The following is an 18,834-nucleotide window of genomic DNA, read 5'->3' on the forward strand; positions in this document are numbered from 1 at the left end:
TTTGTTTGATCGTGATCGGGCGAGTGGAAATGTCCCTATCTGGCCACCGCTGACGCCGGGCTTGCCGCAGGAGTCGGCGGCATTGACGCACCATGTTGACTTGTGATTTGTTATGTGCGGTTCTGTTTAGAGGGCCTCACATGGAGGAGCCTGGTGAAGAAGACGGTTACGACCCTCGCCGACGGCCGCGAGCTGATCTACTACGACTCCGCGGACGACACCGTCCGCGACGCCGTCGACCCGCGGCCGCTGGATGCCGTCTCGACGTCCTCGGAGATCCGCCGCGACCCCCTGCTCGGCGACTCGGTGGCCATCGCGTCGCACCGGCAGGGGCGTACCTACCACCCGCCGGCCGACGAGTGCCCGCTCTGCCCCTCGCGGGAGGGCCGCCACAGCGAGATCCCCGACACCGGCTACGACGTCGTCGTCTTCGAGAACCGCTTCCCCTCCCTCGCCGGTGACTCCGGCCGCTGCGAGGTCGTCTGCTTCACCTCCGACCACGACGTCTCCTTCGCGGGCCTCACCGAGGAGCAGGCCGGCCTGGTCCTGGAGGCCTGGACCGACCGGACGGCCGACCTCGCCGAGCTCCCGCAGGTCGCCCAGGTGTTCTGCTTCGAGAACCGGGGCGCCGAGATCGGTGTCACCCTCGGCCACCCGCACGGACAGATCTACGGCTACCCCTTCGTCACCCCGCGAACCGAGCAGATGTTCCGCTCGATGGACTCCCACCGCGCCGAGACCGGCCGGAACCTCTTCGACGACGTCGTCGCACGGGAACTGGCCGACGGGGAGCGCGTGGTCCTGGAGGGCGAGCACTGGGTCGCCTTCGTGCCGTACGCCGCGCACTGGCCCTACGAGGTCCACCTCCACCCGCGCCGCCGGGTCCCGGACCTGAGGGAACTCGACGAGGCCGCCCGCACGGAGTTCCCACAGATCTATCTGGAACTCTTGAGGCGGTTCGACCGGATCTTCGGGCCCGGGGAGCCGCCGACCCCGTACATCTCGGCCTGGCACCAGGCGCCCTTCCGTGCCCCCGGCCGTGAGGAGTTCGCGCTGCATCTCGAGCTTTTCACCATCCGGAGGACCCCCGGCAAACTGAAGTTCCTCGCGGGCTCCGAGTCAGGTATGAACGTGTTCATCAACGACGTGCCGCCGGAGGCCGCGGCCCAGCGACTGCGAGAGGTAGCGAGCGAGTGAGCAACACCGCCAAGAAGTACCTGGTGACGGGCGGCGCGGGATACGTCGGCAGTGTCGTGACGGCACACCTGCTGGAGGCGGGGCACACCGTCACCGTCCTCGACGACCTGTCGACCGGCTTCCGCGAGGGCGTCCCCCAGGGCGCGGAGTTCATCGAGGGCCGCGTCCAGGACGCCGCCAAGTGGCTGGACGCCTCCTACGACGGCGTACTGCACTTCGCCGCGTTCTCCCAGGTCGGCGAGTCCGTCGTCGACCCCGAGAAGTACTGGGTCAACAACGTCGGCGGCACCACCGCCCTGCTCGCCGCCATGCGCGACGCCGGTGTGCGGACGCTCGTCTTCTCCTCCACGGCCGCCACCTACGGCGAGCCGGTCTCCAGCCCCATCACGGAGACCGACCCGACCGCCCCCACCAACCCCTACGGCGCCTCCAAGCTCGCCGTCGACCACATGATCAGCGGAGAGGCGAACGCCCACGGGCTGGCCGCCGTCTCGCTGCGGTACTTCAACGTCGCGGGCGCCTACGGCAGCTGCGGCGAGCGCCACGACCCCGAGTCGCACCTCATCCCCCTGGTCCTCCAGGTCGCCCTCGGGCAGCGCGAGTCGATCTCCGTCTACGGCGACGACTACCCCACCCCGGACGGCACCTGCGTACGCGACTACATCCACGTCGCCGACCTCGCCGAGGCCCACCTGCTGGCCCTGGACGCGGCCACCGCGGGCGAGCACCTCATCTGCAACCTGGGCAACGGCAACGGCTTCTCCGTGCGCGAGGTCGTCGAGACCGTCCGCCAGGTCACCGGCCACCCGGTCCCCGAGACCGCCGCACCCCGCCGCGCCGGCGACCCTGCCGTCCTCGTCGCCTCCGCCGCCACCGCCAGGAAGCGGCTCGGCTGGCAGCCGTCGCGCCCGGACCTCGCCGCCATCGTCGCCGACGCGTGGACGTTCGCCCGCCGAGAGGAACCCACCGCACCATGACCGACAACGCCGAGCTGACCGCCTCCTTCACCGAGCTGTACGGGACCGCCCCCGAAGGAATATGGGCAGCACCCGGACGGGTGAACCTGATCGGTGAGTACACCGACTTCAACGGCGGCTTCGTCATGCCGCTCGCCCTCCCGCACCACGCCCGCGCCGCCGTCGCCCGCCGCACGGACGGACAGCTGCGCCTGCACTCCACCGACGTGCCGGGCGGGGTCGTCTCCCTCCGTGTGGACGAGCTCGCCCCGCACTCCGGCCACGGCTGGGCCGCCTACCCGGCAGGTGTCGTCTGGGCGCTCCGCGAGGCCGGCCACCAGGTCACCGGCGCGGACATCCAGCTCACCTCCACCGTGCCCGTCGGCGCCGGCCTCTCCTCCTCGGCCGCCCTGGAGGTCGTCACCGCGCTCGCCCTGAACGACCTCTTCGAGCTGGGTCTCGGTGCCCAGGAGGTCGCCGTGCTCGCCCAGCGCGCGGAGAACGACTTCGTCGGCGTGCCCTGCGGTGTCATGGACCAGATGGCGTCGGCGTGCTGCACCGAGGGCCACGCGCTGTACCTCGACACCCGCGACCTCACCCAGCGCCAGGTCCCCTTCGACCTCGCCGCGCACGGGCTGCAGCTGCTCGTCGTCGACACCCGCGTCAAGCACGCCCTCGGCGACGGCGCGTACGCCGAGCGCCGGGCCGGCTGCGAGGCCGGAGCCCGGGCCCTCGGCATCGACATGCTGCGCGACCTCCCGTACGAGGACCTCGGCACCGCGCTGGAGACCCTCGCGGCGGCCGGCGAGGACGAGTCGGTCGTGCGCTACGTCCGCCACGTGGTGAGCGACAACCACCGTGTGGAACAGGTCATCGCGCTGCTCGACGCCGGCGAGGTGCGCGCGGCAGGCCCGGTCCTCAACGAGGGCCACGCCTCGCTGCGCGACGATCTGCGGGTCTCGTGCCAGGAACTGGACCTCGTGGTCTCCGCCGCGAACGCGGCCGGGGCGCTCGGGGCCCGGATGACCGGGGGCGGCTTCGGCGGCTCGGCGATCGTCCTGGTGGAGGAGGCGATGGCCGACACCGTCGCCAAGGCCGTCACGGAGGCCTTCACCGCGGCCGGGCACGCCGCTCCGGGAGTGTTCCCCGCGGTGCCGTCGGCCGGGGGACGCCGGGTCACTCCAACCGCTTGACCAGGATGAACTCCGCGACGCCGGGCGGGTAGTCCTCGACCTCGCCGACCACCTCGTACCCCTGCTTCCGGTAGAAGTCCGGGGCCTGGAAGCCCCAGGTCTCCAGCCGGGAGCGGGTACAGGCCCGGTCGTCGCGGGCGAGACGCTCCGCCTCGGCGAGGAGCCGTGAGCCGAGGCCGAGCCCGCGGTGGCGGCCGTCGACCCAGAGCAGGTCCACATGGAGCCAGTAGGCCCAGGTCCGTCCGCTCAGCCCGCCGGCCAGCGCGCCCGCGTCGTCCAGGAGCCAGACGTCCAGCGGGACTTCGTGCTCGGCGGTGGTGGAGCGCAGGGCACGCAGCTCCGGTGAACCGTCCCAGTTGTCGGCGTGCAGCCGACGGCCCAGCAGAATACGACGTTCCTTGTCCACTTCGGTCTCAAGACGGAACATGAACAACACCCTAAACACGTCGGGTGGTCAGTTCCGCGAATCCCCTTCCGGCGCCCACCGCCCCCCGTACGCTGATGCTCAGCACCGGTGGGGGCCGGTGTCGTTTCAGGGGACGAGACAGTCGGATGCGACACCCGGGGCGGGTGGCGGCCGGCACACGGCGGCGGCCGTGCGTCGGCGGTTCACCGGAGGGCTCCGGGTGTCGTGTCCGTCGCGGTCCGTACCCGCCGGGGCCGGCCATGTACGGGGCGCCCCAGGAGTTCACACAGCATGGGGGGTGTCTGTGGCGCGTATCCGGGTTCTGGTGGTCGACGACCACCGCATCTTTGCCGAGTCCCTGGCCGCCGCGCTCGCGGCCGAACCGGACGTCGACGTGTCCGCGGCGGGCAGTGGTCCCGCCGCGCTGCGGTGTCTGGAGCGTGCGGCCGCCGACGGGCGCCGCTACGACGTGATGCTGGTCGACGCCGATCTGGGCGTCCTCGCCCAGGGGGCCACCCGCACCGTCCCCGCGCCGCGCGGGGCGCCGGAGGGTCCGCCGGCATCCGGTGCCGCCGCCGGCCCGGTCGACGGCATCTCGCTGGTGGCCGGGGTGCGTTCGGGCCAGCCGCACATCCGGACGGTGGTGCTCGCCGAGCGGGACGACCCACGCAGGGCGGCGGCCGCCCTGCAGGCCGGGGCGTCGGGCTGGGTGGCCAAGGACTGCTCGCTGCAGCGTCTGCTGACCGTCATACGCGGTGTGCTGCGCGACGAGACCCACCTGCCGGCCGCCCTGCTGACGGGTGTGCTGCGTGAGCTGACGGCGGCCCGCAAGCACCGCACCGAGAGCGAACAGCTCGTCGAGTCGCTGACGCCCCGCGAGCGTGAGGTCCTGCGCTGCATGGTGGCGGGTCTGGGCCGCAAGGCGGTCGCGGAGCGGCTCTTCCTGTCCCCGCACACGGTGCGCACGCACATGCAGAACGTGCTGGGGAAGCTGGGCGTGCACTCGACCCTGGCCGCCGTGGCGCTGGCCCGGCGGGCCGGGGTGGGCCCCGCCTCGCTAACCGGGGACGTTGTCGAACGGGGCGGTCAGCTGGCGTAGCAGTCCGGCGAGTTCGGCCCGCTGCCGGCGGGAGAGCTCGCCCAGGATGGCGCGCTCCTGGTCGAGCAGCCCGGCCAGCGACTGGTCGGCCTTGTCGCGGCCCAGGTCGGTCAGCCGGACCAGGACACCGCGGCGGTCGTTCGGGTCGGGCAGCCGCTCGACGAGGTTCTTCTTCGTCAGGCGGTCGATACGGTTGGTCATCGTGCCCGAGGTGACCAGCGTCTGGGTGAGCAGCTGTCCGGGGGAGAGCTGGTACGGAGCTCCGGCGCGGCGCAGCGACGTCAGGACGTCGAATTCCCAGGGCTCCAGCTGGTGCTCGGCGAAGGCGATCCTGCGGGCTCTGTCCAGGTGCCGGGCCAGGCGGGAGATGCGGCTCAGGACCTCGAGTGGTTCCACGTCGAGGTCGGGGCGCTCACGGCGCCATGCAGCGACCAGTCGGTCGACCTCGTCCTCCATGTCGATCAGTGTAGAGGGTCCCTCGACATGAAGTCTCTTGAATTCAAGTGTCTTGACATCAAGAGACCTGTTTGGTGATCCTGCCCCCATGACCTCACCGAGCTGGGACCCGCAGCAGTACCTCCGCCACGCCGACCACCGCACCCGGCCCTTCCACGACCTCCTGGCCCACATCGGGCCCCTGCCCCACGAGCCGGCCCCGCGCATCGCCGACCTCGGCTGCGGCGCCGGCAACGTCACCGCGCTCCTCGGCGACCGCTGGCCCGCCGCCCGCATCACCGGCTACGACAGCTCACCCCGGATGCTCGAACGGGCCCGCACCCACGCCGGCCCCCTCCTCGACTTCGCCGAGGCCGACGCCGGAACCTGGACACCCACCGAGACGTACGACCTCATCGTCTCCAACGCCCTCCTCCAGTGGGTCCCCGGCCACACCGCCCGCTTCCCCCACTGGCTGGACGCCCTCACCCCCGGCGGAACCCTCGCCTTCCAGGTCCCCGGCAACTTCGACGCCCCCAGCCACACCCTCATGCGGGAACTCGCCGGCTCCCCCCGCTGGCGCGACCGCCTCGCCGGCCTCCTGCGCCACGCGGACGCCGTGCACACCCCGGCGCACTACCTGGAGCAGCTCACCGCGTCCGGACGCACCGCCGACGTCTGGGAGACCACCTACCTGCACCTCCTGCAGGGCGAGGACCCCGTCCTCGACTGGGTCAAGGGCACCGGCCTGCGCCCCCTCCTCGACGCCCTCGCCGACGACCCCGAGGCCCGCGACGCCTTCCTCGCCGAGTACCGCGACCTGCTGCGCACCGCCTACCCGGCGGGCCCGCACGGCACGGTCTTCCCGTTCCGGCGGATCTTCGCCGTCACCCGCACCGCCGGGTGACCTCGGCCGCCGTGCGCTCAGAGCGCGTCGAGCGCCTCCGGCGAGATGTCGAGATCGACGGGGAACGGGACTCCGGTCTTCAGCCGGTCGTGATGGATGCCCGTGAGGGCGTACGCCTTGTTCACCGGGTCCAGCTCGTAGACCCGCACCACCGGATGCCGGTCGCTCCCGGCCATCTCGACCAGCCAGAAGTTCGGGATGCCCGCCGCGGCGTACTTCTGCGGCTTGGCGTCACGGTCGCGGGCCTCGGAGTCGGGTGAGACCACCTCGACGGCGAGGAGCACGTCCGCCGCCTCGAAACGGGTCAGCTCCCGCCCGGTGACAGCCTCGGCCCGCACGACGCAGACATCCGGCTCGGGCGCGTTGCGCCGGTCGAGGACGACGGTCATCTCGCGACGAGCCTTCAGCTCCGGCGGCGCGCCATGGCGGAGTCCGGTCACCAGGAGGTCGATCACGGTGCTGTGGAAATCTCGCTGCGGACTCACAAAAACCAGGCTCCCGTCGAGCAATTCCGTGTGCGGCGGGAGATCGGGCAGCGTGAACAGGTCGTCCACGGTGTATCCGTCCTGCGGGGGCACCGGCCAGCGGCTGCTGTGCCCGGTGATCGGCTCGGCGGTCATGATTCCTCCCATGGCCGGGATTCTGGTCCTGCTCCACCACAGTAGGGTCCGGTCCGCCGCTCCGTCATCACAACGAGTGATCACGCGCGCACCGAGGCCGGGCTCAGTTCTTCCGGTGCCCTATCAGCCGGGGCTTCGACTCCAGGTTCTCCAGCCCGTGCCAGGCCAGATTCACCAGATGGGCGGCGACCTCGGCCTTCTTCGGCTTCCGCACGTCCAGCCACCACTGGCCGGTCAGCGCCACCATCCCGACCAGGGCCTGCGCGTACAGCGGGGCCAGCTTCGGGTCGAAGCCCCGGGCCTTGAACTCCAGGCCCAGGATGTCCTCGACCTGCGTGGCGATGTCGCTGATCAGGGACGCGAAGGTACCCGTGGACTGAGCGACCGGGGAGTCACGGACCAGGATCCGGAAACCGTCCGTGTACGTCTCGATGTAGTCGAGCAGCGCGAACGCCGCCTGCTCCAGCAGCTCACGCGGATGACCCGCGGTGAGCGCCCCCGTCACCAGGTCGAGCAGCTGGCGCATCTCGCGGTCGACCACGACGGCGTACAGGCCCTCCTTGCCGCCGAAGTGCTCGTACACCACCGGCTTGGAGACCCCGGCGCGCGCCGCGATCTCCTCCACCGAGGTGCCCTCGAAGCCCTTGTCGGCGAACAGGGTGCGCCCGATGTCCAGGAGCTGCTCGCGGCGCTCCTTACCCGTCATCCGGACCCGCCGGGCCCGTCGGGTGGGGGCAGACATGCTCTTCTCGCCGCTGGTGCTTCCGTCGGTCGCCACGTCGTCAATCATGCCGGGTCGACGGCCGCGGGCTTGCGCCGGGAGGCGATACGCGAGGCGTCGGGCCACCGGACGTCGTGGGCCCAGCCCAGCTTCTCGAACCAGCGGATCAGCCGGGCGCTGGAGTCGATCTGTCCCCTCATCACCCCGTGGCGCGCACTCGTGGGGTCGGCGTGGTGCAGGTTGTGCCAGGACTCGCCGCACGAGAGCACCGCCAGCCACCACACGTTCCCGGACCTGTCGCGGGACTTGAAGGGCCGCTTCCCGACCGCGTGGCAGATCGAGTTGATCGACCAGGTCACGTGGTGCAGCAGCGCGACACGGACCAGCGAACCCCAGAAGAAGGCGGTGAACGCCCCCCACCACGACATGGTGACCAGGCCGCCGACCAGCGGGGGGATCGCCAGCGAGAGGATCGTGAGGCCGAGGAAGTGACGCGAGATCGCGCGGATGGCCGGGTCCCTGACCAGGTCGGGGGCGTACTTCTGCTGCGGTGTCTGCTCCTCGTTGAACATCCAGCCGATGTGGGCCCACCACAGGCCCTTCATCAGCGCGGGGAGGTTCTCGCCGAACCGCCAGGGCGAGTGCGGGTCGCCCTCGGCGTCGGAGAACCGGTGGTGCTTGCGGTGGTCGGCCACCCAGCGCACCAGCGGGCCCTCCACCGCCATCGAGCCGGCGACGGCCAGGGTGAGGCGCAGGGCACGGTTCGCCTTGAAGGAGCCGTGCGTGAAGTAGCGGTGGAAGCCGATCGTCACGCCGTGGCAGCCCCAGTAGTACATGACCACCAGGAGACCCAGGTCGAGCCAGCTGACACCGCGGCCCCAGGCCAGCGGCACCGCCGCGACCAGGGCCGCGAACGGCACCACGATGAACAGCAGCAGCGCGATCTGCTCGACCGAGCGCTTCTTGTCGCCGCCCAGCGTGGCCGAGGGGGCCGCTGGGCCGCCGGCCGGCATGGGCAGGCCGTCGTCGATCACTTCGGGGCTGGTGGGCATTGGGGAGTCCCCTGTGAGGTGAGGAAAAATATGACGGTATGAGTGGGCTACGCTTCCGTAACCTACGGCAACGTAAGTATGGCAGCGAAGAGGCTCACGACACGAGACCACCGCCCCGACAACCCCTGTGCGGCGAGGCCCCCACCCCTCCGGCACTCCCGATCCGGCCCACCCCCGCAGGGCAGCGAGCACGCCGGACGGCCGGACACCTATCCTGGGTGCGTCGGACAGCGCGGTCCGCACTCTGCACACCCGGGGTGCCCCGTCAGCACCGCGAGCGCCCCGGCCTCCCCTGACAGACGTGCTCAACCACTGCAAGGAGCCGCACACTGTGAGCAGTGCCGACCAGACCCCTGCCGCCAACACCGAACTGCGGGCAGACATCCGCCGCCTCGGAGACCTGCTGGGCGAGACCCTCGTACGACAGGAGGGCCAGGACCTCCTCGACCTCGTCGAACGAGTCCGCGCCCTGACCCGCGAGGACGGCGAGGCAGCGGCCGAGCTCCTCGGCGACACGGACCTGGAGACCGCCGCGCAGCTCGTGCGCGCCTTCTCCACCTACTTCCACCTCGCCAACGTCACCGAGCAGGTCCACCGCGCCCACGAGATGCGCGACCGCCGGTCCGCCGAGGGCGGGCTCCTCGCCCGCACCGCCGACCGCCTCAAGGACGCCGACCCCGATCACCTGCGCGAGACGGTCAAGAACCTCAACGTCCGGCCCGTCTTCACCGCACACCCCACCGAAGCCGCACGGCGCTCCGTCCTCAACAAGCTCCGCCGCATCGCCGAACTCCTCGAGACCCCGGTCATCGAGGCCGACCGCCGACGCCAGGACATCCGGCTCGCCGAGAACATCGACCTCATCTGGCAGACCGACGAACTCCGCGTCGTCCGCCCGGAGCCCGCCGACGAGGCCCGCAACGCCATCTACTACCTCGACGAACTCCACGCCAACGCGGTCGGCGACGTCCTGGAGGACCTCGCCGCGGAGCTGGAGCGCGTCGGCGTCGAACTGCCCGCCGGCACCCGCCCGCTCACCTTCGGCACCTGGATCGGAGGCGACCGCGACGGCAACCCCAACGTCACGCCCACCGTCACCTGGGACGTGCTCATCCTCCAGCACGAGCACGGCATCACCGACGCCCTCGAACTCGTCGACCAGCTGCGCGGACTGCTCTCCAACTCCATCCGCTACACCGGAGCCACCGACGAGCTCCTCACCTCGCTCCAGACCGACCTGGAACGCCTCCCCGAGATCAGCCCCCGCTACAAGCGGCTGAACGCCGAGGAGCCCTACCGGCTCAAGGCCACCTGCGTCCGCCAGAAGCTCGTCAACACCCGCGAACGCCTCGCCTCCGGCACCCCCCACCGCCCCGGCTGCGACTACCTCGGCACCGCCGAACTCATCGCCGACCTCGCACTCATCCAGACCTCCCTGCGCGAACACCGCGGCGGACTCTTCGCCGACGGCCGCATGGACCGCACCATCCGCACGCTCACCGCGTTCGGCCTCCAGCTCGCCACCATGGACGTCCGCGAACACGCCGACGCCCACCACCACACCCTCGGCCAGCTCTTCGACCGGCTCGGCGAGGAGTCCTGGCGCTACACCGACATGCCCCGCGACTACCGGCAGAAGCTCCTCGCGAAGGAACTCCGCTCCCGTCGCCCCCTCGCCCCCACCCCGGCCCCCCTGGACGCCGCCGGCGAGAAGACCCTCGGGGTCTTCCACACCATCAGCCAGGCCTTCGAACGCTTCGGCCCCGAGGTCATCGAGTCCTACATCATCTCGATGTGCCAGGGCGCCGACGACGTCTTCGCCGCCGCCGTCCTCGCCCGCGAGGCCGGCCTCCTCGACCTCCACGGCGGCTGGGCCAAGATCGGCATCGTGCCGCTCCTGGAGACCACCGACGAGCTCAAGGCCGCCGACGTCATCCTCGACGAGATGCTCGCCGACCCCTCCTACCGCCGGCTCGTCTCACTCCGCGGCGACGTCCAGGAGGTCATGCTCGGCTACTCCGACTCCTCCAAGTTCGGCGGCATCACCACCTCCCAGTGGGAGATCCACCGCGCCCAGCGCCGGCTCCGCGACGTCGCCCACCGCTACGGCGTACGCCTGCGCCTCTTCCACGGCCGCGGCGGCACCGTCGGCCGCGGCGGCGGCCCCTCGCACGACGCGATCCTCGCGCAGCCCTGGGGCACCCTCGAAGGCGAGATCAAGGTGACCGAACAGGGCGAGGTCATCTCCGACAAGTACCTCATCCCCGCCCTCGCCCGGGAGAACCTGGAACTGACCGTCGCGGCCACCCTCCAGGCCTCCGCCCTCCACACCGCACCCCGGCAGTCCGACGAGGCACTCGCCCGCTGGGACGCGGCCATGGACACCGTCTCCGACGCCGCCCACCAGGCCTACCGCAAGCTCGTCGAGGACCCGGACCTGCCGGCCTACTTCCTCGCCTCCACCCCGGTGGACCAGCTCGCCGACCTGCACCTGGGCTCGCGGCCCTCCCGCCGCCCCGGCTCGGGCGTCTCCCTCGACGGCCTCCGCGCCATCCCGTGGGTCTTCGGCTGGACGCAGTCACGCCAGATCGTCCCCGGCTGGTTCGGCGTCGGCTCCGGCCTCAAGGCACTGCGCGAAGCCGGCCTCGACACCGTCCTGGACGAGATGCACGAACAGTGGCACTTCTTCCAGAACTTCCTCTCCAACGTCGAGATGACCCTCGCCAAGACCGACCTGCGCATCGCCCGGCACTACGTCGACACCCTCGTGCCCGACGAGCTCAAGCACGTCTTCGACGTCATCCAGGCCGAACACGAACTCACCGTGCAGGAAGTCCTCAAGGTCACCGGCGGCAAGGAACTCCTCGGCACCAACCCGGTGCTCCAGCAGACCTTCGCCATCCGCGACGCCTACCTGGACCCGATCTCCTACCTCCAGGTGTCCCTGCTCGCCCGCCAGCGCCAGGCCGCCGAACGCGGCGAGGAGCCGGACCCGCTCCTCGCCCGCGCCCTGCTGCTCACCGTCAACGGTGTCGCCGCGGGACTCCGTAACACCGGCTGATCCGCACGGGACGACCGCGCGGGTGCGGTCCTGTCAGAGGGCGACGAACGTCGCCGTCAGCAGGGCCGCACCCGCGATCCCCGCCCCCCACGCCGTCCGCGTCAGCCGCATACCGCCGCCGATCACCAGCGCGGCCAGCATCAGCGCACCGCCCAGGGGCGCCCAGGAATGCAGAAAGCCCGGCGCCCCGGTACGCACCACGTCACCGGACCCGGGCTTCACCACGACGGGGAAACGATCCCCCGTCCTCGCCGCGACGGACCGCTCCACCGTCACCGACGTACGGTCGGCGGACGTCGCGTCCGGCGTGAAAGGCCCCGTGCAGGTGTCCTCACCGCACGCCGTCACCACCATCGTCCCGTGCTCACGGCCCTTCGCCAGAACGATGTGGTGCGCGGTGTCCCACGACGTCCACACACCCGCGGCCAGCAACAGCAGCACGACACAGCCCGCGGCGAACGAACGCCCATGGGCCAGCAATCGGTGCGAGGAACTCCGCTTCATGGGGGCAGATCCTTGGGCAGAGCCCTGCCGTCGGTCAACCTGTGGCCGGAAAACACCCGAGAAGCAGCAGGAATGTCAGGAGTTGTACGCGGACTGAGCCCGCTCCAGCCCCTCCGCCAGCAACGACTCCACCGCATCCGCCGACCGGTCCACCAGATACGCGAGCTCCTTGCGCTCCGCCGACGAGAAATCCTTCAGCACGAAGTCCGCGACCTGCATCCGCCCCGGCGGCCGGCCGATCCCGAACCGCACCCGGTGATAGTCCGGACCCATCGCCTTCGTCATCGACTTCAGCCCGTTGTGCCCGTTGTCACCCCCGCCCAGCTTCAGCCGCAGCATCCCGAAATCGATGTCCAACTCGTCGTGCACCGCCACCACATGATCCGTCGGCACCTTGTAGAAGTCCCGCAGGGCCGTCACCGGTCCCCCCGACAGATTCATGTACGACATCGGCTTCGCCAGCACCACCCGGCGACTCGCGGGCCCGGGCGGACCGATCCGCCCCTCCAGCACCTGCGCCTGCGCCTTCTGCGCCCGCTTGAACTTCCCGCCCATCCGCTCCGCCAGCAGATCGGCCACCATGAAGCCCACGTTGTGACGGTTCGCAGCGTATTCGGGACCGGGATTGCCGAGGCCCACGATCAGCCAGGGGTCGGTGGCGTCGGACATCAGAGCTCGGTCTCCTCGCAGTGCGTACATACAGGTCGATACAGGGAAACGGGGCGGCGGAACCCCCGGAAGGGAACCGCCACCCCGTCAGTCAAGCAGGTGGGGCGAGGCTCAGGCCTCGGCACCTTCGGTCTCGGTGCCCTCGGCGGGCGCCTCCTCGGCCTGCGCGGCGACGACCTGCAGCACGATGGCGTCCTCGTCACCGGCGAGCACGGCACCCTTGGGCAGCGTGATGTCCTTCGCGGCGATCGAGTCACCCGCGTCCAGACCGGCGACGGAGACCGTGACCGACTCGGGGATGTGGGTGGCCTCGGCCTCGACGAGCAGGGTGTTCTGCACGTACTCCAGCAGGTTGGCACCCGGCGCCAGGTCGCCCTCGGCGTGCACCGCGATCTCGACGTTGACCTTCTCGCCGCGCTTCACGGTCAGCAGGTCGACGTGCTCGATGTTGCCCTTGAGGGCGTTGCGCTGCACGGCCTTCGGGATCACCAGGGCGTCCTTGCCGTCGATCTCGAGACCGATCAGGACGTTGGCGGTACGCAGGGCGAGCAGCAGCTCGTGGCCCGGCAGGTTGATGTGGACCGGCTCGGCACCGTGGCCGTAGACGACTCCGGGAACCAGGTTGGCGCGACGGGTGCGACGGGCAGCGCCCTTGCCGAACTCCGTGCGGACCGTTGCGTCGAGCTTGATCTCAGCCATGCTGCACTCCTCGTAAGGTGACGAAAAACCGATGGTCACCCGGCCCACGACAGGCCTGCTACGAAGAGCGCGTCGATAACGGACCACCGATTCCCATGACCACGCATGAGAACGGCCTCCCTCGCCGAGCAACTCACTGAGTCTACCCGGCGGGGAGGCCGCACCCAAAGTCGATCACCCGGAGGTGATCAGCCCTGCTCCTCGAAGAGGCTCGTCACCGAACCGTCCTCGAACACCTCACGCACCGCACGCGCGATCGTCGGAGCGATCGAGAGCACCGTGATCTTGTCGATCTCCAGCTCACCCGGCGTCGGCAGCGTGTCCGTGAACACGAACTCGCTGACCTTGGAGTTCTTCAGCCTGTCCGCGGCGGGGCCGGAGAGCACCCCGTGCGTCGCCGTCACTATGACGTCCTCGGCACCGTGCGCGAACAGGGCGTCCGCGGCGGCGCAGATCGTGCCACCCGTGTCGATCATGTCGTCGACCAGCACGCACACCCGGCCCTCGACGTTGCCGACGACCTCGTGGACGCTCACCTGGTTCGGCACGTCCTTGTCGCGGCGCTTGTGGACGATCGCCAGCGGTGCGTCCAGACGGTCGCACCAGCGGTCGGCGACCCGCACACGGCCGGCGTCCGGGGACACGATCGTCAGCTTCGACCGGTCCACCTTCGCACCGACGTAGTCGGCGAGGATCGGCAGCGCGAACAGGTGGTCCACCGGGCCGTCGAAGAAACCCTGGATCTGGTCGGTGTGCAGATCGACGGTGAGGACACGGTCCGCACCCGCCGTCTTCATCAGGTCCGCCACCAGACGGGCCGAGATCGGCTCACGGCCGCGGTGCTTCTTGTCCTGCCGGGCGTAGCCGTAGAACGGCACGATCACCGTCACCGACCGTGCCGACGCGCGCTTCAGCGCGTCCAGCATGATCAGCTGCTCCATGATCCACTTGTTGATCGGAGCCGTGTGGCTCTGGATCAGGAAGCAGTCGGCGCCACGGGCCGACTCCTGGAAGCGGACGTAGATCTCACCGTTGGCGAAATCGAAGGCCTTCGTCGGCACGAGACCGACACCCAGCTGGTGTGCGACCTCCTCGGCCAGCTCGGGGTGGGCGCGGCCGGAGAAGAGCATCAGTTTCTTCTCGCCGGTCGTCTTGATCCCGGTCACAGCACAGTCTCCTCAGACGTGTATCTGGCACCGCACGCATGTGTCCCGAAAGTGCGACGAGCCAGCCGAAATGGGTGAGCATCTATCACGGTACGCCGCCTTCGGCGCACCTGTTTCCGGTCAGCTTTCGCCGTCGGGCTCCGACGTGGCCGCCAGGGCGGCCTGAGCCGCCGCGCTCCCGGGACGCTTCCGAGCGACCCAACCCTCGATATTCCGCTGCTGGCCGCGGGCCACGGCCAGCGAACCGGACGGTACGTCCTTGGTGATGACCGAACCCGCGGCGGTGTAAACGCCGTCCCCGACCGTGACAGGCGCCACAAACATATTGTCCGACCCGGTCCGGCAGTGGGACCCGATCGTCGTGTGGTGCTTGGCCACGCCGTCGTAGTTCACGAACACGCTCGCCGCACCGATGTTCGTGTGGTCGCCGATCGTCGCGTCCCCGACGTAACTCAGGTGGGGCACCTTCGAGCCCTCGCCGATCGTCGCGTTCTTCATCTCGACGTACGTGCCCGCCTTGGACTTCGCGCCCAGACGCGTACCGGGCCGCAGGTAGGCGAACGGGCCGACCGTCGCCCCCGGGCCCACCTCGGCGCCGTCCGAGACCGTGTTGTCCACCCGCGCGCCCGCGTGCACCACGGTGTCCTTCAGCCGGGAGTTCGGGCCCACCTCGGCGTCCTCCGCCAGGTGCGTCGACCCCAGCAGCTGCGTACCCGGGTGCACGATCGCGTCGCGCTCGAACGTCACCGTCGCGTCGATCAGCGTGGACGCCGGGTCCACCACCGTCACGCCCGCCAGCATCGCGCGCTCCAGGAGGCGTTCGTTGAGCAGCCGCCTGGCCTCGGCCAGCTGCAGGCGGTTGTTGATGCCGAGGATCTCGCGGTGGTCACCGGTCACCGACGCCCCCACGCGGTGCCCGGCCTCACGCAGGATCGACAGCACGTCGGTGAGGTACTCCTCGCCCTGGCTGTTGTCCGTACGCACCTTGCCGAGCGCGTCGCTCAGCAGGCGGCCGTCGAAGGCGAAGACACCGGAGTTGATCTCCCGGATCGCGCGCTGCGCGTCGGTGGCGTCCTTGTGCTCGACGATCTCGGTGACCGCACCGGTGGCCGCGTCGCGGACGATCCGGCCGTAGCCGGTCGAGTCCGGGACCTCGGCGGTCAGCACGGTGACGGCGTTGGCGTCCGCCGCGTGGGTCGTGGCGAGCGCGGAGAGGGTCTCGCCGGAGAGCAGCGGGGTGTCGCCGCACACGACGATGACGGTGCCCTCGACGGTGCCGCCGAGCTCCTCCAGGCCCATCCGGACGGCGTGGCCGGTGCCGTTCTGCTCGGCCTGGAAGGCGGTGCGCACGGGGGTGTCGCCGGCGGACAGGTGCGCGGTGACCTGCTCGGAGGCGTGGCCGACGACCACGACGAGGTGCTGCGGGTCGAGCTCGCGGGAAGCGGCGACGACATGTCCGACGAGCGAGCGCCCGGAGATCTCGTGCAGGACCTTGGGTGTCTTCGATTTCATGCGGGTGCCCTCACCCGCTGCGAGGACGACGACGGCTGCCGGGCTTGTGGCGCTCACGGATGTGCCCTTCGGCTTCGGGTGGTGGACACCCGCAGGATACCGGGGGCGTATATGCCCGAAACGAGCGCGGGCCCCGACCGGTGAGGTCGGGGCCCGCTCCCAAGGCTCCCGGGGAAGGAATCGAACCCTCATTCAATGGACCAAAACCATTTGTCCTGCCATTAGACGACCCGGGAGGGTCTGTGGCGTTATGTCCGATTTTCTTGATCGGTGCATTTCGCAGCCCCTACTATGCCGCACCACCAGCCCTCGATGCGACGGTACAGGTCGGCACTTTTCAGAACTCGCACCACAAGGCAACCCTGGTAACCCTCGCCCGTGTTCTTGCGGTTCGTCTTCGGGGAGTGCCTTTTGAGTGAGGTCTTGCCGAACGCCGAGGCCTGGGCGCCCGCGAGGTCGGCCCAGTAGCGCTCCGCGGCTGGGACGTCGGCGGTCTCGTGGATGTGCACGTGGAACCGGAGGTGTTCCGGCTGTACGCCGAGGAGGCGCAGCCACGCGAGATATACCGAGATCATGTCCGGGTCGCTGTTGACGAAGGTGGCCCTCTCCTGTTGGCGGTAAGCCTTCGACTTGGATCCCTCCGCCCAGTAGAGGCCGACGCCCACCAGGAAGAGCTCACGTGGACTCAGTGGGCCGATCTCGGCCGCTGCCCCCTTCTTCGTCAGCGTCCGTTCGGCATCGCGCCGCCGCATGGTTGCTTCCCAGCCCCGCCGTGCGATCTCGGAGGCCTGCGCGGTGGTGCGTTTGCGCTCCGGCTTCGGCAGGTCCCGTACCCACAGCGAGATCGAACTCTTCGAGCACCCCAGCTCCACCTGGATCTGGTCGTAGGTCATGCCCTGGAGCCGGAGTTCCCGGGCCTTCGCCCGCAGGTCGTCCCTCGCGCGCGGCCGTTTCGTCCATTCCGGTGCGGGCTCGCCCTCCAGCAGGCGATGGAGGATGTCGTTGTTGTCGACGTGCAGGCGATCCCGGATCTGGCGGCGGCTCAGCCCCTCCCGCCGCAGCGCGACCGCCTTCTCGCGCAGCCCTTCGAAATCCGCGTACTTGCCGGTGGCATGTGTCATACGGACAGCCTCGTCCGGAATGCGGACGTCCGGGTCGAAAGGGTGCTCGGTTCACCGGATCGTGCGATCTGCCTCGGTTCATGGCGTGACCGGTCACTTTCCGTGCTGATGGAGTCTCCGGAAAAAGGGATGCGGCCGCCCGTAGGCTGGATGCCATGACCGCAACGGGGGCAGACCGGGAAGCGGCGGGTCCGACCACCCGCGGCTACTGGTGGTGGGAGCGGCGGCGCGGTGTCGCCCTGGACGTGGGGCTGGCGCTGGTTTCGGCGCTGGAGTGTGCGCTGGAGGGGGTGCAGTTCGCCGGGGACACCGGGTTGCCGGTGCCGCTGGCCGTGCTCTTCGGCCTGATCGCGGGGTCCGTGCTGGTGCTGCGCAGGCGCTGGCCGATCGCGGTGGTGCTGGTGTCGATAGCGACGACGCCCGCCGAGATGGGCTTCCTGATGGGGATCGTCGGGCTGTACACGCTGGCGGCTTCGGAGGTGCCGCGCAGGATCACGGTGGTGCTGACGGGGATGACGCTCGTCGGCACGTTCATCGTGTCGTACGTGCGGCTGCGGCAGAGCGTGGACGCGGACGTGGATTTCGGGCCCGGGGTCTGGTACGTCCCCGTGGTGTCCCTCTTCATGTCGCTGGGGCTGACGGCGCCCTCGGTGCTGTTCGGCCTGTACATCGGGGCCCGGCGCCGGCTGATGGAGAGCCTGCGGGAGCGTGCGGACTCGCTGGAGCGGGAGCTGTCGCTGCTGGCGGACCGGGCGGAGGAGCGTGCCGAGTGGGCGCGTACCGAGGAGCGGACCCGGATCGCCCGGGAGATGCATGACGTGGTGGCGCACCGGGTGAGCCTGATGGTGGTGCACGCGGCGGCGTTGCAGGCGGTGGCTCCGAAGGATCCGGCGAAGGCGGTGCGTAATGCCGCGTTGGTCGGGGACATGGGGCGGCAGGCGTTGACGGAGCTGCGGGAGATGCTCGGGGTGTTGCGGAGCGGCGACGCCCTGGTGGCGCCGGAGGCGGGGCGGGTGCCGTTGGCCTCGGTGGGGCGGGTGGCCGCGGTGGCCGCGGCGGTGGTGGTGGAGGACGGTCCGCGGCTGCGCGAGGTGGAGGTGCTGGTGGCGCAGTCGCGTGAGGCGGGGATGACGGTGGAGCTGTCGGTGGAGGGGGAGCTGCGTCCGTATGCGCCGGAGGTGGAGCAGACGGCGTACCGGGTGGTGCAGGAGGCGTTGACGAACGTGCACAAGCATGCGGCGGGTGCGAAGACGTGGGTGCGGCTCGCGCATCGGGGTGCCGAGGTGGCGATGCAGGTGGAGAACGGTCCTACGGACGGTGTGACGGCGGACGCGGGGCTGCCGAGCGGTGGCAACGGTCTGGTGGGGATGCGGGAGCGGGTGCTGGGGCTCGGGGGTGTGTTCGTGTCGGGGCCGACGGACGCGGGGGGTTTCCGGGTGTCGGCGGTGCTGCCGGACGCGCAGGGGGCGTGAGGGGGCCCGGCGTGACGCCGGGGAGGCGTGGGGTGCGTTCGGCG

The 18,834-nt window shown here is 70.3% G+C and carries 18 protein-coding genes and 1 tRNA gene; 7 read left to right on the forward strand and 12 right to left on the reverse strand.

Annotated features, from left to right (window positions below):
- Positions 1 to 153: 153 nt before the first annotated feature.
- Genes galT through galK form a run of 3 tightly spaced genes read left to right on the forward strand, consistent with a single transcriptional unit; the run spans position 154 to position 3,346 of the window.
- Positions 154 to 1,197: a galactose-1-phosphate uridylyltransferase gene (galT, locus tag IA22_RS0118190; RefSeq protein WP_030124174.1), complete on the forward strand. Its 1,044-nt coding sequence runs from the start codon at positions 154 to 156 to the stop codon at positions 1,195 to 1,197.
- Entirely contained in the window at positions 1,194 to 2,174 is a 981-nt protein-coding gene (gene galE / locus IA22_RS0118195; protein ID WP_014155796.1) for a UDP-glucose 4-epimerase GalE, read from the forward strand. The genes galT and galE overlap by 4 nt, the downstream gene beginning before the upstream one ends.
- Positions 2,171 to 3,346 carry a galactokinase gene (gene galK / locus IA22_RS0118200; RefSeq protein WP_014155797.1) on the forward strand — a complete coding sequence of 392 codons (1,176 nt, stop codon included), beginning with the start codon at positions 2,171 to 2,173 and terminating at the stop codon, positions 3,344 to 3,346. The genes galE and galK overlap by 4 nt, the downstream gene beginning before the upstream one ends.
- Here the strand turns inward: galK and IA22_RS0118205 are convergent.
- Positions 3,330 to 3,773 (reverse strand): GNAT family N-acetyltransferase, encoded by a 444-nt coding sequence (locus IA22_RS0118205; protein ID WP_030124175.1) that lies wholly within the window; start codon positions 3,771 to 3,773, stop codon positions 3,330 to 3,332. The two genes, galK and IA22_RS0118205, sit on opposite strands and share 17 nt — an antisense overlap.
- Before the next feature lie 283 nt (positions 3,774 to 4,056).
- Between IA22_RS0118205 and IA22_RS0118210 the strand changes: the two genes are divergently transcribed.
- Positions 4,057 to 4,851 (forward strand): response regulator transcription factor, encoded by a 795-nt coding sequence (locus tag IA22_RS0118210; protein WP_015577512.1) that lies wholly within the window; start codon positions 4,057 to 4,059, stop codon positions 4,849 to 4,851.
- On the opposite strand, the gene IA22_RS0118215 is transcribed toward IA22_RS0118210, so the two are convergent.
- Positions 4,810 to 5,307: a MarR family winged helix-turn-helix transcriptional regulator gene (locus IA22_RS0118215; RefSeq protein ID WP_030124176.1), complete on the reverse strand. Its 498-nt coding sequence runs from the start codon at positions 5,305 to 5,307 to the stop codon at positions 4,810 to 4,812. The two genes, IA22_RS0118210 and IA22_RS0118215, sit on opposite strands and share 42 nt — an antisense overlap.
- An 88-nt stretch (positions 5,308 to 5,395) precedes the next feature.
- Here IA22_RS0118215 and IA22_RS0118220 point away from each other — a divergent pair, with 88 nt between their 5' ends.
- Positions 5,396 to 6,193, forward strand: coding sequence for a trans-aconitate 2-methyltransferase (locus IA22_RS0118220; RefSeq protein WP_030124177.1), 798 nt, complete (start codon positions 5,396 to 5,398; stop codon positions 6,191 to 6,193).
- Positions 6,194 to 6,210: 17 nt separating this feature from the next.
- Here the strand turns inward: IA22_RS0118220 and IA22_RS0118225 are convergent, their stop codons facing one another.
- From IA22_RS0118225 to IA22_RS0118235, 3 genes are all read right to left on the reverse strand, one after another.
- On the reverse strand, positions 6,211 to 6,813 hold the full coding sequence (locus IA22_RS0118225; protein WP_030124178.1) for a Uma2 family endonuclease: 603 nt from the start codon (positions 6,811 to 6,813) through the stop codon (positions 6,211 to 6,213).
- 103 nt (positions 6,814 to 6,916) lie between these two features.
- Positions 6,917 to 7,603: a TetR/AcrR family transcriptional regulator gene (locus IA22_RS0118230; protein ID WP_014155803.1), complete on the reverse strand. Its 687-nt coding sequence runs from the start codon at positions 7,601 to 7,603 to the stop codon at positions 6,917 to 6,919.
- Positions 7,600 to 8,586: an acyl-CoA desaturase gene (locus IA22_RS0118235; protein WP_014155804.1), complete on the reverse strand. Its 987-nt coding sequence runs from the start codon at positions 8,584 to 8,586 to the stop codon at positions 7,600 to 7,602. Before IA22_RS0118235 ends, IA22_RS0118230 begins: the two co-directional genes overlap by 4 nt.
- A gap of 331 nt (positions 8,587 to 8,917) precedes the next feature.
- On the opposite strand from IA22_RS0118235, the gene ppc reads away from it, so the two are divergent.
- The gene (gene ppc / locus IA22_RS0118240; RefSeq protein ID WP_014155805.1) at positions 8,918 to 11,647 is read left to right on the forward strand and encodes a phosphoenolpyruvate carboxylase; all 2,730 of its coding nucleotides are present in this window, start codon (positions 8,918 to 8,920) and stop codon (positions 11,645 to 11,647) included.
- Between the two features lie 33 nt (positions 11,648 to 11,680).
- On the opposite strand, the gene IA22_RS0118245 is transcribed toward ppc, so the two are convergent.
- The 7 genes from IA22_RS0118245 to IA22_RS0118275 all read right to left on the reverse strand — a co-directional run bounded on the left by IA22_RS0118245 (position 11,681) and on the right by IA22_RS0118275 (position 17,318).
- Complete coding sequence (locus IA22_RS0118245; protein ID WP_030124179.1) at positions 11,681 to 12,151, reverse strand: hypothetical protein; 471 nt, start codon at positions 12,149 to 12,151, stop codon at positions 11,681 to 11,683.
- A gap of 75 nt (positions 12,152 to 12,226) precedes the next feature.
- A complete protein-coding gene (gene pth, locus IA22_RS0118250) occupies positions 12,227 to 12,820 on the reverse strand; it encodes an aminoacyl-tRNA hydrolase (protein WP_014155807.1) in 594 nt (197 codons plus the stop codon).
- A gap of 111 nt (positions 12,821 to 12,931) precedes the next feature.
- A complete protein-coding gene (locus IA22_RS0118255; protein ID WP_014155808.1) occupies positions 12,932 to 13,519 on the reverse strand; it encodes a 50S ribosomal protein L25/general stress protein Ctc in 588 nt (195 codons plus the stop codon).
- A 188-nt stretch (positions 13,520 to 13,707) separates the two neighbouring features.
- On the reverse strand, positions 13,708 to 14,685 hold the full coding sequence (locus IA22_RS0118260) for a ribose-phosphate diphosphokinase (protein ID WP_014155809.1): 978 nt from the start codon (positions 14,683 to 14,685) through the stop codon (positions 13,708 to 13,710).
- Positions 14,686 to 14,805: 120 nt separating this feature from the next.
- Positions 14,806 to 16,254 carry a bifunctional UDP-N-acetylglucosamine diphosphorylase/glucosamine-1-phosphate N-acetyltransferase GlmU gene (gene glmU / locus IA22_RS0118265; protein ID WP_030124180.1) on the reverse strand — a complete coding sequence of 483 codons (1,449 nt, stop codon included), beginning with the start codon at positions 16,252 to 16,254 and terminating at the stop codon, positions 14,806 to 14,808.
- 108 nt (positions 16,255 to 16,362) lie between these two features.
- Positions 16,363 to 16,433, reverse strand: a tRNA-Gln gene (locus tag IA22_RS0118270).
- Positions 16,434 to 16,445: 12 nt separating this feature from the next.
- Positions 16,446 to 17,318 (reverse strand): hypothetical protein, encoded by an 873-nt coding sequence (locus tag IA22_RS0118275; RefSeq protein ID WP_030124181.1) that lies wholly within the window; start codon positions 17,316 to 17,318, stop codon positions 16,446 to 16,448.
- A gap of 155 nt (positions 17,319 to 17,473) precedes the next feature.
- Between IA22_RS0118275 and IA22_RS0118280 the strand changes: the two genes are divergently transcribed.
- Positions 17,474 to 18,790, forward strand: coding sequence for a sensor histidine kinase (locus IA22_RS0118280; RefSeq protein WP_014155812.1), 1,317 nt, complete (start codon positions 17,474 to 17,476; stop codon positions 18,788 to 18,790).
- Positions 18,791 to 18,834: the final 44 nt, after the last annotated feature.

This window comes from Kitasatospora papulosa, from assembly GCF_000717245.1.
Classification (GTDB): Bacteria; Actinomycetota; Actinomycetes; order Streptomycetales; family Streptomycetaceae; genus Streptomyces; species Streptomyces papulosus.

What these genes read in the sequence shown, in the direction of transcription:
- galK (WP_014155797.1), top strand. Translation starts at nt 2,171, where the DNA reads ATGACCGACAACGCCGAGCTGACCGCCTCCTTCACCGAGCTGTACGGG.
- IA22_RS0118205 (WP_030124175.1), bottom strand. Translation starts at nt 3,773, where the DNA reads ATGTTCCGTCTTGAGACCGAAGTGGACAAGGAACGTCGTATTCTGCTG.
- IA22_RS0118215 (WP_030124176.1), bottom strand. Translation starts at nt 5,307, where the DNA reads ATGGAGGACGAGGTCGACCGACTGGTCGCTGCATGGCGCCGTGAGCGC.
- IA22_RS0118220 (WP_030124177.1), top strand. Translation starts at nt 5,396, where the DNA reads ATGACCTCACCGAGCTGGGACCCGCAGCAGTACCTCCGCCACGCCGAC.
- IA22_RS0118225 (WP_030124178.1), bottom strand. Translation starts at nt 6,813, where the DNA reads ATGACCGCCGAGCCGATCACCGGGCACAGCAGCCGCTGGCCGGTGCCC.
- IA22_RS0118230 (WP_014155803.1), bottom strand. Translation starts at nt 7,603, where the DNA reads ATGATTGACGACGTGGCGACCGACGGAAGCACCAGCGGCGAGAAGAGC.
- IA22_RS0118235 (WP_014155804.1), bottom strand. Translation starts at nt 8,586, where the DNA reads ATGCCCACCAGCCCCGAAGTGATCGACGACGGCCTGCCCATGCCGGCC.
- IA22_RS0118245 (WP_030124179.1), bottom strand. Translation starts at nt 12,151, where the DNA reads ATGAAGCGGAGTTCCTCGCACCGATTGCTGGCCCATGGGCGTTCGTTC.
- pth (WP_014155807.1), bottom strand. Translation starts at nt 12,820, where the DNA reads ATGTCCGACGCCACCGACCCCTGGCTGATCGTGGGCCTCGGCAATCCC.
- IA22_RS0118255 (WP_014155808.1), bottom strand. Translation starts at nt 13,519, where the DNA reads ATGGCTGAGATCAAGCTCGACGCAACGGTCCGCACGGAGTTCGGCAAG.
- IA22_RS0118275 (WP_030124181.1), bottom strand. Translation starts at nt 17,318, where the DNA reads ATGACACATGCCACCGGCAAGTACGCGGATTTCGAAGGGCTGCGCGAG.
- IA22_RS0118280 (WP_014155812.1), top strand. Translation starts at nt 17,474, where the DNA reads ATGACCGCAACGGGGGCAGACCGGGAAGCGGCGGGTCCGACCACCCGC.